Annotated in this window: 15 protein-coding genes; 13 read left to right on the forward strand and 2 right to left on the reverse strand. The window is 65.7% G+C overall.

The genetic code is table 11. The features are described from left to right. The first annotated feature begins 406 nt into the window (after window positions 1–406). From C5F46_RS11075 to C5F46_RS11135, 13 genes are all read left to right on the forward strand, one after another. Window positions 407–688, forward strand: coding sequence for a helix-turn-helix transcriptional regulator (locus C5F46_RS11075; protein WP_107325419.1), 282 nt, complete (start codon window positions 407–409; stop codon window positions 686–688). 114 nt (window positions 689–802) lie between these two features. Further along, window positions 803–1,840 (forward strand): replication initiator protein A, encoded by a 1,038-nt coding sequence (locus C5F46_RS11080; RefSeq protein ID WP_235820153.1) that lies wholly within the window; start codon window positions 803–805, stop codon window positions 1,838–1,840. After that, window positions 1,837–2,019, forward strand: a complete 183-nt coding sequence (locus C5F46_RS11085) for a hypothetical protein (RefSeq protein ID WP_107325421.1) — start codon at window positions 1,837–1,839, stop codon at window positions 2,017–2,019. Before C5F46_RS11080 ends, C5F46_RS11085 begins: the two co-directional genes overlap by 4 nt. Continuing rightward, window positions 2,016–2,534 carry a DUF2840 domain-containing protein gene (locus tag C5F46_RS11090; protein WP_107325422.1) on the forward strand — a complete coding sequence of 173 codons (519 nt, stop codon included), beginning with the start codon at window positions 2,016–2,018 and terminating at the stop codon, window positions 2,532–2,534. Before C5F46_RS11085 ends, C5F46_RS11090 begins: the two co-directional genes overlap by 4 nt. Then, entirely contained in the window at window positions 2,531–3,076 is a 546-nt protein-coding gene (locus tag C5F46_RS11095) for a S26 family signal peptidase (RefSeq protein WP_107325423.1), read from the forward strand. Before C5F46_RS11090 ends, C5F46_RS11095 begins: the two co-directional genes overlap by 4 nt. 34 nt (window positions 3,077–3,110) lie before the next feature. Beyond that, window positions 3,111–3,446 carry a DUF736 domain-containing protein gene (locus C5F46_RS11100; protein ID WP_058096051.1) on the forward strand — a complete coding sequence of 112 codons (336 nt, stop codon included), beginning with the start codon at window positions 3,111–3,113 and terminating at the stop codon, window positions 3,444–3,446. Continuing rightward, on the forward strand, window positions 3,446–4,126 hold the full coding sequence (locus tag C5F46_RS11105) for a lytic transglycosylase domain-containing protein (RefSeq protein WP_107325424.1): 681 nt from the start codon (window positions 3,446–3,448) through the stop codon (window positions 4,124–4,126). Before C5F46_RS11100 ends, C5F46_RS11105 begins: the two co-directional genes overlap by 1 nt. A gap of 309 nt (window positions 4,127–4,435) precedes the next feature. Continuing rightward, window positions 4,436–6,508, forward strand: a complete 2,073-nt coding sequence (locus C5F46_RS11110; RefSeq protein ID WP_107325425.1) for a DUF3363 domain-containing protein — start codon at window positions 4,436–4,438, stop codon at window positions 6,506–6,508. Window positions 6,509–6,872: 364 nt separating this feature from the next. Further along, window positions 6,873–7,211 carry a helix-turn-helix domain-containing protein gene (locus C5F46_RS11115; protein WP_107325426.1) on the forward strand — a complete coding sequence of 113 codons (339 nt, stop codon included), beginning with the start codon at window positions 6,873–6,875 and terminating at the stop codon, window positions 7,209–7,211. Further along, complete coding sequence (locus tag C5F46_RS11120; RefSeq protein ID WP_201161483.1) at window positions 7,198–8,508, forward strand: type II toxin-antitoxin system HipA family toxin; 1,311 nt, start codon at window positions 7,198–7,200, stop codon at window positions 8,506–8,508. Before C5F46_RS11115 ends, C5F46_RS11120 begins: the two co-directional genes overlap by 14 nt. Window positions 8,509–8,781: 273 nt before the next feature. Next, the gene (locus C5F46_RS11125) at window positions 8,782–10,773 is read left to right on the forward strand and encodes a conjugal transfer protein TraG (RefSeq protein ID WP_107325427.1); all 1,992 of its coding nucleotides are present in this window, start codon (window positions 8,782–8,784) and stop codon (window positions 10,771–10,773) included. 10 nt (window positions 10,774–10,783) lie between these two features. Further along, window positions 10,784–11,236 (forward strand): ribbon-helix-helix domain-containing protein, encoded by a 453-nt coding sequence (locus tag C5F46_RS11130; RefSeq protein ID WP_107325428.1) that lies wholly within the window; start codon window positions 10,784–10,786, stop codon window positions 11,234–11,236. A gap of 160 nt (window positions 11,237–11,396) precedes the next feature. Next, a complete protein-coding gene (locus tag C5F46_RS11135; RefSeq protein WP_201161482.1) occupies window positions 11,397–12,440 on the forward strand; it encodes a hypothetical protein in 1,044 nt (347 codons plus the stop codon). A gap of 289 nt (window positions 12,441–12,729) precedes the next feature. On the opposite strand, the gene C5F46_RS11145 is transcribed toward C5F46_RS11135, so the two are convergent. Beyond that, a complete protein-coding gene (locus tag C5F46_RS11145; protein WP_107325452.1) occupies window positions 12,730–13,527 on the reverse strand; it encodes an SDR family NAD(P)-dependent oxidoreductase in 798 nt (265 codons plus the stop codon). A 127-nt stretch (window positions 13,528–13,654) separates the two neighbouring features. Next, window positions 13,655–16,234, reverse strand: a complete 2,580-nt coding sequence (locus C5F46_RS11150; RefSeq protein WP_107325429.1) for a hypothetical protein — start codon at window positions 16,232–16,234, stop codon at window positions 13,655–13,657. Between the last annotated feature and the right edge of the window lie 21 nt (window positions 16,235–16,255).

Here is a 16,255-nt window from a genome sequence, read left to right on the forward strand (position 1 = left end):
CTCATCATGCCCCCTCTGTTTGAGAGCTTGAATCATGCAGCCCGTGGAGCCTCAAGCGGCTTTATGGGTCCTGACCCTAGGGACTAATACCGCTTCTTTTTTTGGTTACGTCCACCGTCTGCTTCCCGCCCTTCCTCCGGAGTGCCTTCGCGAATGCAGCGGAGATTGGGCACTGCAGCGACGGTCCCGAGGATCCGCAAAACTGCTTACCGCAACCAAGCAGCCCGGGTAGTCGGAACCTCTCGCCTGATGTTGAACCCCGGCCCCCGAGGCTATCCGCCCAGGGGGGTAGGATAGTTCCACCCCCAATCTTCCTCATCCCCCTATCCGGCACTTCTTCGCCAGCCTGCGCGGGACAGGCCGTCCTTTGCCGACGGCCTTCCTCAGACCCACGGAGGCCCCATCCATGCGACCCGATCTCGCCGTTCTGCCGCCACGCTACCTGCGCACCAAGGAGGCGGCCACGTTCCTCAGCCTGTCGGCGCGCACGCTGGAAAAGCACCGCACCTACGGAACTGGCCCCGCTTATCACAAGCTCGGCGGGCGCGTCGTCTATTCGGTCGATGACCTGACGGCTTGGGTCGCTCGTGGTTCGGTCACTTCGACTTCAGATCCGCGCGGCCAGGTCCTGCCGGCCAAGCGTCTGACTGCGTCGCCGCATACCGGGCCAGCGCGCGCAACACGCTGACGGCCTTTCCGGTTCCTCATGCCCCCGACGCCCCGCAGCGCCTCCGAGCGAGGCCAACTCGACCTCTTTCGGGCGCTTCCGGGGGAGTTCGCCCCACGTGATGCGCAGGATCTCATGGCCTATCCCTTCTTCTCCCTGTCCAAGTCGCCGCGCATCCGCCCCATCAATTTCGTGGCGGGCAATGTGGCGATCCGGGTCGAGGCCGTGCCCGACCACGGCATGGCCACGATCTGGGATGCCGACATCCTAATCTGGGCGGCGAGCCAGATCGTTGAGGCGCGCGATGCAGGTCTGCGCACTTCGCGTCTGATGGCGGCCACACCCTATGAGATCCTCAACTTCACCGGGCGCGGGACGTCGCAGCGGGACTATCAGCGCCTGAAGGCTGCGCTGGACCGGCTGCAATCGACCACGGTGGCGACGACGATCCGCCAGCCCGCCGAGGGGCGGCGCCATCGCTTCTCCTGGATCAACGAATGGCATGAACGCAGCGACGCGAGGGGGCGACCCGACGGCATCGAGCTGATCGTCCCGGACTGGTTCTATCGCGCCGTCCTCGATGACGCGCTGATCCTGACCATCGACCGCGCCTATTTTGATCTGACCGGCGGGCTCGACCGCTGGCTCTACCGCCTCGTGCGCAAGCATGGTGGGCGGCAGGCGGGCGGCTGGCGCTTCGATTTCCGTCACCTGCACCAGAAATCCGGAAGCCTCTCGCCCTTCAAGCGCTTCGCCTTCGAGCTGCGCGACATCATCCGCCGCCAGCCGCTGCCCGGCTATGTCCTCTTCGCCGAGATCGAAACCGGCGGCCGCATGCTGTTGGCCTTTGAGCCTGCCGCGCCCTGTGGACAAGCTGTGAATGGCCTCGTGCCATCGGGAACCCGGGGTATCGTGCCATCAGGAACCCCAGGCTCGTGCTATCGGGAACCGAAACCGCGCTCAACCACATGCACCAAAACAGAAAATCGCGCACTTAACTTAGAGTCTAACAAAGATTCTAACCTTGAAGAGCGCAGGACCGCTGTCGAAACCCTGATCGCAAGAACCGGTGCCGCGCTGAAAACCGGCTATCGGCGCCGGGGAAGGGGGCCCTTCGAGCCCGTTCCACGAGAACCAGAACTGCCCCTCGGGAAGCCGCGGGAACAGCCATGACCCGTGCGCTGCTCAGGCTGAGAAGCAGGACCGGCAAGACCATCTGTGCCACTGATGTAACGTCCGAGCTGCGCCGGCGTGTCCAGGCTGCGGCCTGCCTGCAAGGCCAGACCGACGCCGCCAAGCTGCGCGATCTGATCGGCCAACCTCTTTCCGCCGAAGAGGGGGCCCCTTCATGACTGGCAAGCTTCCGCCGCAACTCGACGCACACACGACGCACGACCGGCCCATCTCGTCGATCACATGGGTTGATCTGACGTTCCAGCGACGCCGCGTCGAGCAGTGGATCCGCTTCGGTCATTCCTGCCGCGAACAGGTGATCGATCGGCAAAGACGACGGGTCGGCTTTGCTTCCGGTGCGATCTTCGCCTGCGTTCATTGGGCCGGAAATGAGCATGGAACCGTCGCGGCGCGGCTCGTCATCCTGCGCGCGGTCTTCCGCACTGAGCCCTTCCAGACCCTCAGTTTCGTGCATCCCGGTGCCGAAATCCTGCTGCAGCTGGATGGCTGGCCGAGGGTCAAGCGCACCCTCGAAATCATCGATGCCATCGAAGCCCTCGGGATCGATCCGACCGCCGTCGCGCCGGATCATTGGCGTCATGTGCACAATCGCCTCGCGGCCGGACAGTCCCCGTCGGTCTATTCCTCGGCGCGGCATGCGGCCTGGCTTGCGCGGGGCAGGATCTGGCCATGAAGCGCCCCGTGATCCTCCTCTTGGCCGCGATGGGTCTGGCGAGTCTTGCAGCTCCGTCAGTCGCAGTTCTGCCCGCTTGGCTGATCTGGAACGCGTCTGCCAGCGTGCCGCTCGGCCTCTACTGGGTCGAACGCCCGACCGTGCTCGAAATCGGCGACCTCGTCGCGGTCATGCCGCCTGCGCCTCTTGCCGCGTTCATGGTCACGCGGGGCTATATCGGCGCGGATGTCCCGCTCTTGAAGCATGTCGCGGGCCTGCCGGGACAGCGCATTTGCCGCAGCGGCGCAAGCATTACCGTCGATGACGTCGTCCTCGGCGAGGCGCTGCCGCAGGATCGGCTCGGTCGCGATCTGCCCGATTGGCAGGGCTGCCGCCTGCTTCAGGACGGCGAAATCTTCCTCATGAATCGCGAGGTCCGGGACAGCCTCGATGGCCGTTACTTCGGGCCGCTTCCGGCTGACGCCGTCATCGGTATGGCGCGCCCGATCTGGGTGGCTTCCGAGCCAGCCGAGCCCCGAGACGGGCGCTTCATGCACCCCTGACAGCCCACCCAACCCCAAACACAGGAGACCTGACATGTCACAGATCGGACAGTTCACCCGCGAAGAAACGGGCTTCACCGGACAGCTCCGGACGCTCACACTCGACCTCTCGCTTGCCCTCGTCCCGGTGGAAAACAGCGAGGCCGAGAACGCACCGGCCTATCGCGTGCATGCCGGTGATGCAGAGGGTCCGGAGGTCGGGGCCGCCTGGAAGCGCAGCGGCGAGAAGGCCGGTGAATACCTATCTGTCCTGCTCGACGATCCGGCCCTGCCGCAGCCGATCCGCGCCAATCTCTTTCGCGACGATGACGCCGGTGCCGCCTGGTCGCTGCACTGGAATCGTCCGAAACCCCGCGAAGACCGGGACTGATGGCCATGCGGCACGGTCACATCGCGGCGCTCGTTTGCGCACTGTCTTCGTTCAACCATGGCCCCGCCATCGCGCATGCGGAGCCCGTTCCGGCGCAGATCGAGGCGCATCCCCACGGCGATTTCATTGCCGAGGCTGCGCAGCGTTTCGGGATCCCGGCACACTGGATCGTCGCGGTGATGCGCGCCGAAAGCGCCAATGATCCCAGCGCCGTCAGCCACGCGGGAGCCATGGGGCTGATGCAGGTCATGCCTGGCACTTGGGCCGCCTTGCGCGCGCGCCACGGGCTCGGGGATGATCCCCATGATCCGCGCGACAACATCCTCGCCGGGACCGTCTATCTGCGCGAAATGTGGGACCGTTACGGCAATGTCGCCGCTATGCTTGCCGCCTACAATGCCGGGCCCGGTCGCTACGACGCCTATCTCGAAACCGGGCGTCCCTTGCCCGCCGAGACGCGTGCCTATGTGGCGGCACTCGCCCCTCTTCTCAGCAGCGGGACTGCATCGGAAGCGCAGAGGGTTGCGCAAACTCTGCCGCTGGACTGGCGCGATGCGGCGCTGTTCGTGGCGCGGTCCGAGCAGCAAATCGCGTCTGGTATGCCCGGGAGCGCGCCGGAGCCCGGAGTCCCGGCGGACGGGATTTTCGTGACCCCGGGCGCGGGATTGGGCGGACCATGAGCGCATGCACGGCATCAGAATGCCACTCTGAGCTGACAGGTTCGGGGAGGGCACGCCTGGCTGCGATCCCGGCGGCAGAAGCGGAAAAGGCAGGGAAGGCGGAGGGCAAGATAAAGGAAACCGGCACCCCGAGGCGTCGGTTTCCGGGCAAGCCCTTGTCTGCACACTGTTTTCGGGGCGCGGATGTGGCACCCTGCTTTCCGGGCCGTGGTGCCGCGCTGTGCGACAAGTTCCTGAATTCGCGACGCTACTTGCGGCACTGTGCCCTGTTTCTCGCCAGCAGGCGCCCCTTGATCCCCGGACGGTTCCATGAGCGGCGATGACGAGAACCGGTTCGAACCGCGGCCGGGGGCCATCCGCTCGGACAGTCCGAAAGCGGGCAAGGCCAAGAGCTTTCTGAGCCGTGCGAAGAAGCTCGCCCGCCAGCATAGCAACCGACCCGTGCGCGGCGCGGCGCGCGCGCCCTCTAGCGCCTCGCGTTCCGCTTCCAATTCGGCCGGGAAGGGCGCGAAGGCGGCGGGACGGCGTGCGGAAGGGGCGGGCGTCCGGCGCGGGCGGGGCGCGGCCTTCGTCCGCGCCCGGAACCTCTCGGGCGGCTGGCGACACAGCACGCCGGGCATGCGTCGGGTTGTGGTGAAGACCCGCTATGTCCGGCAGGCTGGCCGCAGCGGGAAGGGGGCCGCCCATCTGCGCTACATCCAGCGCGACGGCACATCCCGCGACGGCGCGCCGGGACAGCTCTATTCCGCGACCGAGGATCAGGCCGATGGCGAGGCCTTCCTCGCGCGGGGACGCGACGATCGCCATCAGTTCCGGTTCATCATCGCGCCCGAGGATGCCGCCGAGCTTTCCGACCTGACAGGGCATACCCGTGACCTTATGCGCAGCGTCGAAGGCGACCTCGGCACAAAGCTCGACTGGGTCGCCGTCAACCACCACAACACGGGTCATCCCCATGTGCATGTCATCGTGCGCGGTTGCGATGATCGCGGCGAAACCCTCGTCATCCATGGCGACTACCTTGCCCATGGCATCCGGGAGCGGGCGAGCGCGCTTGCCACGCTTGAACTTGGCCCGGTCTCGGAACGTGAGCAGACCCGCAAGCTCGCGGCCGAGGTCGACCAGGACCGGCTCACGCGGATCGATCGCGCGATGATCTCGGAGGCCGAGGACGGTCTCCTCGACCTGCGTCCCGAACCGCAGGAGGCGCGGCGGCAGTTTGACCGGACCCTCCGTCTTCGTCGCCTTGGTCGACTGCAGAAGATGGGCCTCGCCACGGAACAGGCTCCGGGCGTCTGGGAGTTGAACCCGAGGCTGGAGCCGACGCTGCGCGCCATGGGGGAGCGTGGCGACATCATTCGCAGCATTCACCGCGCCCTGAAGGCCGATGGCTTGACCCGCGATCCCATGACCTTCGAGGTCCATGACGCTGCCCCCCAAGTGCCGATCACCGGGCGGGTCATGGACAAGTTTCTGACCGACGAGATGGGCGAAAGCCTGACTCTTGTGGTGGATGGCCTCGACGGCCGGACTCATCATGTCTCGGGGCTGGATGCCGACCGCCTCGAGGAGGCAAAGGTCGGCAGTATCGTCGAGGTCGGGCCTGCCGATGCCGCGGCCCGGCCTTCTGATCGCGCTATCGCCGCCATGGCCGAGGACGGGATCTATCGGCCGAGCCGCCATCTCGAACAGGCCCGGTTCGAGGGCCGGGTGCCAGGCGGCGATCATGCGGGCTTCGTCGATGCCCATGTCCGCAGGCTCGAGGCCTTGCGCCGCGCCGGGATCGTCGAGCGGATCGACGCGGATCGATGGCGGATCCCCGAGGACTATGTGCGCCGTTCGGCCGCCCATGACGCGGGTCGCAACCGACAAGCGACGGTCCGGGTTCTGTCGGCCATGACGCTCGACAAACAGATCGGGGCCGATGGCGCAACCTGGCTCGACCAGCGGCTCCTGCGCGGCGATCGGTCTGACATCGCGTCTTCGGGCTTCGGGCAGGAGGTGCGCGACGCGCTTGATCAGCGTCGTGACCATCACCTTGCACGTGGCGATGCGACGCGACAGGGCGCCCGCATCCTCTACCGCCGCAATCTGGTAGCGACCCTGCGCGAGCGAGAGATCGCCCGGGTTGGGGCGGCCTTGGCCGAGCGCAAGGGCCTTGCCTTCCGCCCAGCGGCTGACGGCGCACGGGTCAGCGGCACCTTCACGGGCACCGTGACCCTTGCGAGCGGCAAGTTCGCCCTGGTCGAGCAGAGCCACGAATTCACGCTGGTCCCTTGGCGACCCGTCATCGATCCCCAGCTGGGGCGCGAAGTGACGGGTGTCGCGAAGGGCGGGTCGATCTCCTGGCAACTCGGGCGAGGGAAGGACCTTGGGGTCTGAGGTCAGACCTATCTGGGCGTCCTGTTGCACCAATCCGGCCAAGAGATCAGCCTCCCGCGCTCGGGCTTCGGCAGTCGTGATATGCGGGGCGCGGTTCCAAGTTGCTGCCATCGCCATCGCGGAGGGTATGGTCGGCATGACGGATGAACTTGTCCTTGGGGACGCCCCAGCTGTCTTCGGGCGATCCTTGGTGCATCAAGTCAGAATTCAATGATAAGAGGCACAATGTTGCCGTTTGAGACAAGATTCGCTATCTAAGAGGTCGAAATTTGCCGTTTGACAAGATTTCACTTAAGGGGCATTATCTGGCCTTTAAGGTATGGAATAGCACACTAAGCGGACTCAAAAGGCCTCTGGAGTCAACATGGCGACACCTCGGCAGATCGAACAGGACATCGGCCAGCGCCTCGCGCGCCTCCGGCTCGCCCGCAACGTGACCCAGGCTGACCTCGCCGAGAGGGCGGGCATCGCCGTTCGCACGCTGCGTCGCCTCGAAGCCGGGGAACCTTCGACCCTCGACACATTCCTGCGCGTCTTGGCAGTGCTCGATCTGGAAGAGGCCATCCTCTCGGCCTTGCCGGCGAGTGACATCCGGCCCATCGAGCGGGTCTCACAAAAGGGGCGCCAACGCCAAAGGGCGCGCGCGCCCTCCGAACTGCCCAGGACACCCACATGGACATGGGGAGAGGATGGCGATGACTGACGCGAGCGTCATCCTTTGGGGGCGCCGCATCGGCGCAGTCAGCTGGGACGCATCGCGCGCGCTTGGCATCTTTCAATATGATCCGGCCTTCGTGGGGGCAGGGATCGAGGTCGCGCCGCTGAAGATGCCGGTACGGGAAGCGCCCTACGCGTTTCCCGCGCTTGCAAGGGAAACCTTCAAGGGCTTGCCAGGCATGCTCGCCGACGCGCTGCCGGACAAGTTCGGCAACCGGCTCATCGATGCGTGGCTTGCGGAAACGGGGCGGAGCGCGGATGGGTTCAGCCCGGTCGACCGGCTGTGCTACATCGGCAACCGCGGGATCGGTGCCCTCGAGTTCGAGCCGACGATCCGCAAGGCCAGTCGTTCGAAGAAGCTGGAAGTGGCCCAGCTGGTGGATCTGGCCAACAGGGTGCTCAGTGAGCGCGCGGCCCTTGCCGGCAGGCTCGGTGGCGACAATGACGCCGAAGCGCTCGAAGATATCCTGAGCGTCGGCACCTCGGCGGGGGGCGCGCGTGCCAAGGCCGTGCTCGCCTGGAACCGGCAAACGGGCGAGTTCAGATCCGGCCAGGTCAAGGTGGACGAGGGCTACGAGCACTGGCTTCTGAAGTTCGACGGCGTGTCCAACAACCGCGACAAGGAACTTGCCGACCCGCAGGGCTTCGGAAAGATCGAGTATGCCTATCACCTGATGGCGACGGCAGCGGGCATCGACATGTCGGAATGCAGGCTTCACCACGAAGGCGGTCGAAGCCATTTCATGACCCGGCGATTCGACCGCGACGGACGCGGCCGGAAGCTACACATGCAGTCGTTGGGCGCGATGCAGCACTTCGATTTCAACGATCCGGCCTCCTATTCCTACGAGCAGGCGGCCCTGACGATCCGGGATCTCGGGCTGGGCATGGATGTCGTGGAACAACAGGTCCGTCGCGCGATCTTCAATGTTGTGGCCCGCAACCAGGACGACCACGTCAAGAACATCTCCTTCCTGATGGACCGGTCCGGGGGCTGGCGTCTGTCGCCCGCCTATGACGTCGCCTATTCCTACAACCCGTCGGGTCTCTGGACGCGCGATCACCAGATGAGCCTGGCGGGGAAGCGCAACGATTTCACCCGCGACGACCTGATGGCCTTCGCGTCCAATGTGGGCGTGAAAGCCGTGCGGGCGAAGCGGACCATCGAGGAGGTGGTCGAGGCCGTGGACAGTTGGCGCGCCTTTGCCGAGCAGGCCGGGGTCGCGCCGTCGGACATGAGCCGTATCGAGAAGACGTTCCGCATGACGCTGGGCCGCGACTAATGCCGGCGTCGCTGAAGACCTGAACAGGCCATCCGCCGACGCGTCCTTGGCATGATCAATCCGCGCCCGGGAGAACTTGCATGAACACTCCTGCTTCCGCGCGGCGGATTGCATCTGGCATCCGCAAAGAACATGGCCGCAGGATTGAACACTCCTCCCATCCCATGTGCCGCCCGTCCTATCCGGCAGCTTCCGGGCGCAAGTTAACCCATTGCCTCAGCTCGATATCGGCACCTTCAAATGAGCCTCACGCAAGTTCTTGCAGGAGCGCGCATGCGGGGAGGCCGGATCCTCTGGGGCCAGATCATCACCGTCTTCTCGATCGTCCTCGTGATGGTCTGGGCGGCGACGCAGTGGGTGGCCTTTCGCCTCGGCTTCCAGCCCCAGCTTGGCGCGCCCTGGTTCGAGGCTGCGGGATGGCCCGTCTACCATCCGCCCGCGTTCTTCTGGTGGTGGTTCTCCTTCGATGCCTATGCCCCGGGCATCTTCATGGAAGGGGCCGCCATCGCCGTCACTGGCGCGGCGCTCGCCATCGCCGCTGCCTTCCTCATGTCGATCATCCGGGCGCGCGAGGCGCGCAACGTCGCCACCTATGGTTCGGCCCGATGGGCGGAAGCGAAGGAAATCCATGCGGCCGGTCTGCTCGGCCCCGATGGTGTGGTCCTCGGGCGTCATGAGCGGGCCTATCTGCGCCATGACGGGCCGGAGCATGTCCTGTGTTTTGCGCCCACCCGCAGCGGCAAGGGCGTCGGCCTTGTGGTGCCGACCCTGCTGACCTGGCCCGGCAGCTGCATCGTGCATGACATCAAGGGCGAGAACTGGGGACTGACGTCAGGGTTCCGGTCGCGCTATGGGCGGGTGCTGCTCTTTGACCCGACGAATGCCGCATCCTCGGCCTACAATCCGCTGCTCGAGGTCCGGCGGGGGGAATGGGAGGTCCGCGATGTCCAGAACATCGCCGATATTCTGGTCGATCCCGAAGGCAGCCTCGACAAGCGCAACCATTGGGAAAAGACCAGCCACTCGCTGCTGGTCGGCGCGATCCTCCATGTCCTCTATGCCGAGCGGGACAAGACCCTCGCTGGGGTCGCGAACTTCCTGTCGGACCCGCGTCGACCGATCGAGGCGACGCTGCGCGTCATGATGGAAACCGCCCATCTCGGGTCAGGAGGCGTGCATACGGTGATCGCGTCCTCGGCGCGGGAGCTTCTGAACAAGTCCGAGAATGAGCGCTCCGGCGTCCTCTCGACCGCCATGTCCTTCCTCGGGCTCTACCGCGATCCCGTCGTCGCCCGGGTCACGGCGCGCTGTGACTGGCGGATCACCGATCTGGTGGAAGGGCCCGGCCCGACTAGCCTCTACCTGGTCGTCCCGCCCTCCGACATCAACCGCACCAAGCCGCTCATCCGCTTGATCCTGAACCAGATCGGGCGGCGCCTGACGGAAGAGCTGAAGACTTCGGGCAAGCGTCACCGGCTGCTGCTGATGCTGGATGAATTCCCCGCGCTCGGCCGCCTCGATTTCTTCGAAAGCGCACTGGCCTTCATGGCGGGCTATGGCCTGAAATCCTTCCTGATCGCCCAGAGCCTCAACCAGATCGAGCGCGCCTACGGTCCCAACAACGCCATCCTCGACAATTGTCATGTGCGCGTGGCCTTCGCGACCAATGACGAGCGCACCGCGAAACGGATCAGCGATGCGCTTGGAACGGCGACCGAGATGCGCGATTCAACCAACTATGCCGGGCACCGTCTTGCGCCCTGGCTCGGGCATCTGATGGTCTCGCGTCAGGAAACCGCGCGGCCGCTGCTGACGCCGGGCGAGGTCATGCAACTGCCGCCCACCGACGAGATCGTCATGGTGGCAGGCGTTCCGCCGATCCGGGCGACCAAGGCCCGCTACTTCGAGGACCAGCGCTTCCGGGAACGGGTGCTGCCGCCGCCTGACCTGCGCAACCGATCGGTCGCGGTCGGAGGGCTGCGGCCGTCGGACGATTGGTCTGATCTGACCCCCGCTGCGACCTCCGTGCAGTCCGACGCGTCCGACACCCTCACTGGCGACCCGGCGAATGCCGGCATTCGACGTGAACCGGAACTGCCGGAGCAGGAAGAAATCGTTCCGCCTCCACCGGTGCCGTTGCAGGAGTTCGACCTCCTCGATGACGAGCCCGATGTCGATGCGGCTCAGGCCCGTGCTATCCGGCAACGCATGCGCATGGTGGCGCGCCAAGTCGCGATGAACCCCGATGACGGCATCGAGTTGTGAAGCAGCCGTCATGACTCGTCGCACCCGAATGAATGTCTATTTCGACCCGGCGTTGCTGGGCCAGGTCGAGGCGCTGGCGCTGCGCCGGAACGTCTCGAAATCCGCCGTCATCGAGGCGGCGGTCGCGTCCTTCCTTTCGGGTGACACGAGCGAGCGCATGGAGGCCGCGCTCTCTCGGCGGCTCGACAGGCTCGGCCGTCAGGTCGAGGGTCTCGACGAGGATCTCGCCGTCCTTGGGGAAACCCTGTCGCTCTTCATCCGCTTCTGGATGACCGTCACGCCGCCCTTGCCCGAAGCCGCAAGGGACGCCGCCCGTGCGAAAGGCGCTGAGCGCTTCGAGGGGTTCCTGCAAAGCCTCGGCCGAAAGCTTGCCACTGGCGACAGATTTCTGCGGGAGGTTTCCCGCGACCGGACCGCAGAGGGTGGTGCCGATGTCGTTCCGGGAAAGGATGAAGGCGTCTGACCCTGTGGCTGGATCGCAGCACGAGGCGGTCCTCGGACTTGCGGGATGTCCGGCCGTCATGCAGACTTGCCCTGTTGGATGTGCAAGCGGCTCCGAAACCTGAACCTGTTGCGCGGACAGACGGCACGACGACCGTTTCGCGGGATCAGGTGGGGTCAGCATGGGGCAGGAGCGCAGGTTCGAACGGACGATCGGCATCGACTACTCAGGTGCCGAGACAGCCGAGGCCAGCCTGAAAGGACTCCGGGTCTATCAGGCTGACGGCGACGCCCCGCCAGAGGAAGTTCTGCCGCCCGCTGGACCCAAGAGGTACTGGACGCGCCGCGGCCTCGCGGAATGGCTGGTCGGAACGCTCGATGGCCAGGTGCCGACGATTGTCGGCATCGATCACGGATTCTCTTTCCCGATCCGTTACTTCGAGCGACACGGCCTGCCGCCCGACTGGCCCGTCTTCCTGGATGACTTCTGCGCCCATTGGCCGACCGACGGCAAACACACCTATGTCGACTTCGTGCGCGATGGCTCTGTCGGAAACGGCGCTGCCAGATGGGGTGAGCGGCACTGGCGCCGCCTGACCGAAGAAGCGACCGGGTCGGCGAAATCCGTTTTCCATTTCGACGTGCAAGGCGCTGTCGCGAAATCGACCCACGCCGGCATCCCTTGGCTGAAATACATGCGACGCGCGCGGCCAGAGCTACACTTCTGGCCCTTCGACGGATGGAACCCCGCTTCGGGGACGTCAGTGATCACCGAGGCCTATCCGCGCCTATGGAGCGCCGCCTACCCCCAAGACGACCGAACTGCCGATCAACATGACGCCTATTCAATCGCCCGATGGCTTCAGGATGCCAGCACCACCGGGGAGATCGAAAAGGCCTTCGCCGCGCCCGAGCCTGAAAGCGTTGCGATGACGGGACGGGTGGAGGGGTGGATCCTTGGCAGTAGCTGGCCCCCGATCCGCAAGCAGCGGGGAAGGGTGGCGTCGACCATGGCGCAGGCATCGACGACAACACCAGGCTACATCAACCGAAACCTCCAGGAGGTGCTGTCCAAGACTGGTCTGCCGGGTAACGACCACAATCAGGTCGTCTATTTGCTGCGGTGCCACGCCTGCGGAGCACGATATGGCGCCAACGGCTCGGACATCTTCCAACGACGATGTCCGGAGTGCGACAGTGGGCGGCCGGGGCTTGGGGTGGGATGAAATCCGCGACCAACGACCCGCCTCGAAAGGTGGCAGGTGAAGCTGGTTTGGGCCTTCGTGAACGGCCCTTAGCGGACGGTCGCCACGAAGGATGTCACGGCAGCTTTTGAGGAACCATGGTGCCTCCCCTCCACAAGCACCGGCTGCTGGAGGGGACGGGTCTGAAAGCCGACCTTCTCCAGCCTTCGCCCGGTGGCTCGTGGCGCAATATGGCCTCCCAAGATAGCCCTGCGGGCACGGCGGGAAATCCAATCTGCCCTGCGGCGTGCCGTAGGTCTGCCATTGGCGGTCACATCGCGCCAGTGTATCCCCCGTCAACGAACAGCACCGTGCCGGTCACGAAGGACGACGCGTCGGACGCCAGCCACAGGCTGCCCTGCGCCACTTCCTCGGGCTGGCCGAAACGCTCCAGCACACTGAGCTTTTTCGCGAACTCACCCCGGTCCAGCCCCATCTCGTCAAGCAAGGCCTTGAGCATCGGCGTGTCGATGGCACCCGGCGCGATGGCGTTCACGCGGATGTTGTGGCGGCCGTATTCCATCGCCGCGTTCTTGGTCAGGCCGTTCACGCCGTGCTTGGCGGCGACATATGCCATCGTGTTGGGCTGCGGGCGGAAGCCCGAGACCGACGAGATGTTGATGATCGACCCGCCGCCGCCCTGCGCCACCATCTGTGCCAGTTCGTGCTTCATGCACAGTGCAGTGCCCTTGAGGTCAACCGACATCAGCCGGTCCCAGTAAGCCTCGTCGAATTCGGCGGCTGGAGCGTTGTCGGGCCTCAGCGCGGCATTGTTCACCGCAGCGTCAAGGCGCCCGAAGCGTTCGACGGCAAAGGCCACCGTCTGCTTCACCTCGTCGGAGATCGACACGTCGGTGCGGACAAAGGCAGCTTTGTCACCGGCGTCCAGGATCGATTGCGCAACCTTCTCGCCCACCTCGGCGTTGAAGTCGGTCAGCACGACCTTGGCGCCCGCCCGGGCGAACAGTCGCGCCGTCGCCTCGCCCATGCCCATTGCGGCACCGGTGACGATCGCCACCTTGCCCTTCATGACGGGGAACGTCTCTGGTCCGGGGGGCGCTCTTTCCATGTCGATTTCCTTTCGTTTCAGTATCCAGAAGCCGATTTCGGGGCGGCAACGGTCAGGTTCAAGGACCGGGAACCAGCCCCTGCGCACAGGTAATGTGCCGGCAAGGCCGCGTCTGGCGACGCTGGCCTCAGGGCGTGAACAGCGCCTCGTCCAGTTCGTAGGCATTGGCCCAGTTCAGCCAGTAGACGTCGGTCGGCCCAAAGATGTGGTCGACGACGGTCCATTCCCCCTGCACCTTCCGCATCAGGACCATGGCGGTATCGCTCATGACGCCCTTCTTCATCTCGGCGGCGTAGGGTGTATTCGCCCAGTTGATCCTGCTGCCGTCGGGGTTGTGCGGGACGGCCTGCAGATAGGCCCAGGTCCCGTCGGTGCGCAGGACCGAGGCGACGAAGACGATGCTTAGGCCGATTTCCGCCTCGATGGGTCCGCGCGCGGCCGCCATCAGCGCCTTGCGCAAGTCTGTGCCGCGGGCGGGGCTCGTCAGGCGGTCCACCCGAACAGGTTCTTTCGTGACCTCGTCATCCCAGGCCGGATCGACACCTTGGGTCCAGTCGCCGGTCGGGGTTCCGGGGCCGAAACTGTTGGCCATGTAGGTTACGACCGGATCGAACGCCTCCTTCAGGGACGGCGGATAGGCGATCTCGAACACCTGAACCAGGCCCGAGGGATCGAGGATGACCTTGCGGTAGTAGATCACGCCCCCATCGCCATAGCCCGACAGCACATACCAGCCTTCGCCCGACTTGCGGTAGGTCACGCTGTCGGTGCCACCCTGTTCGATATCCTGGCGCATCATCTCGTCCTGTGTCAGCCCAAGGGCGTTGTACTGCGCGAAGACATAGAACTGCGACTGGCCGTCCGCCGACACGAAGGTGCGGCCGTCGCCGCTGTCCGGCGGCGGCTCGGCGCGGAAGTAGCTGGCGGGGTATTCGATGAAGGTGCCATAGCGCCCGTTGCGGTAAAGCGTGTAGCCGGCCTCGCCTTCGATGAAGGCGTCCGGTTCTTCGGCCGGTTCCTCTACGGGCATGACCGGGGGCGGCGGCGGGGGCAGCAGCAGTTCGGCCTCTGCGGCGACGGGCGGCTGGGGTTGGGGCGCGGGTTCGGGCGCGGCCGAGTGCTCGGGCGCGGGCTCTGCGGGCAGGCCAGAGAGGGCGGCGCCCACTCCCGCATCCTTCAGGGCGCATTCCTCCATCCCCTCGGGCCAGTTGAACCGCAGGCCCATCAGCAAGTCGCGCAGCGTGTCTCCGCTGAGGAACCTGTTGATCCCGGCCCAATACAACGCCACCGGCTCTTGCCCCGGCAGGCAGTTGCGCGAGATGTTCAGGAAGTGCCAGCCGGTGACCGGCTGGCCGTTGTCCATGAACTCGGCCGAAGTCGAGGGCCAGCCGAACTGGGTCCACTCCATGTAATAGTCGCCAAAGAAACTGGGCAGGCGGCCGGGCGGCACCAGCGCGGCGAGGCCGTTTGGCGGCAGGACCGCGGCGCCGCGCGCCACCGTGACCACCCCCCGCCCGTCCGGGTGCATCAGCGTCAGCGTGCCCTCGCCCGACATGGCGATCCATCCCTCGCGGGCGCTGTAGGTCAGGATGCCATTCAGCGCCGTCCCTTCGGCCTTTGCGGCCGGCGCGGTGGGGGCCGGCACACCAACGGCCTGGAAACCCGCCAGCCCGTCCGGGCGGGCTCCCGGGGAACCGGCAACGGCCCCGGCTGGCAGGTTCGCCGCGCCGCAAGCGGCATCGCCGCGCGCCGGTTCTATCGCGTCCACAAGCTGCGCCACCTGTTCCGACCGGTAAAACGAGGGCAGCCCCTCGAACCCGATGGCCAGCGTATCGGGGCCCGGCAGGCAGGTTTCGAACACGAAGATGCGGGTGGTGGTATCGGCGTCGCTGCCGTCGGAGAACCGGTTCGACCGCTGGGTCCATTCGTAAAGCAGCGCCGGCTGGTCCATGAGCGTGACCGGCTGGCCCGCGACATCCGACGGCAGATACCACCTGTTCAAATGGCCCGTTGCCGGATCGGCGGCATAGCGGTAAAGCGTGACCTCGCCGGCCAGGTCGCGCTGTTCGTAGGTCAGCACCTCGTCGTCGCTGTGGCTTTTCGTGTCCCATGTGCCTTCGACCGGGGCGACAAAGGCACCGCCCAGCACCGGCTCGCGCAGCACGGACCCCGGCGCGGGCAGGTCCAGCGAGGCGAGGATGCCGGCATGCACCGACCGATACGGGTCAAGTGCGTCGCCATAGGCGCTTTGCACGATGACCAGATGATCGTCTCCGGACACCGGGACCTTCGAGATCAGGATCTCGGCCCACATCTCCACGCCGGATTCGGTGACCGAAGAGGAAATGCGACGGAAGACCTGCCCGTTCTCGAACGTCACCTGCCCCAATTCGACGATCGTGCTGCCCGAAAAGGTCTGGTCCGGGTCGTCTTCCAGCATCAGGCCGAAGCCGGGACCGGTGCGGGTGGCGACATCGCCGCCGAAGTAGATCACGTTCTCGTCGCTGCGGCCCATTTCCTGCCAGCCGGGGGGCAGCGCGAAGGCGATGCCGCGGAACATCTGCGCCGACCAATCGCCCGGCACCTCGCTGCGGGCGATGGCGACGGTGTCGGTCGACGATTGGGCCGCAAGAGGCGCGGCAAGGCCCAGCGACAGCGCAAGGGCCACCGCGGTGGTGCAGGCAAGACGGGTTGCTTGTGTGGTCATTACGGGATCCTTTTTCCTGCG

It is taken from the genome of Phaeovulum veldkampii DSM 11550 (genome assembly GCF_003034995.1).
Taxonomy (GTDB): Bacteria; Pseudomonadota; Alphaproteobacteria; order Rhodobacterales; family Rhodobacteraceae; genus Phaeovulum; species Phaeovulum veldkampii.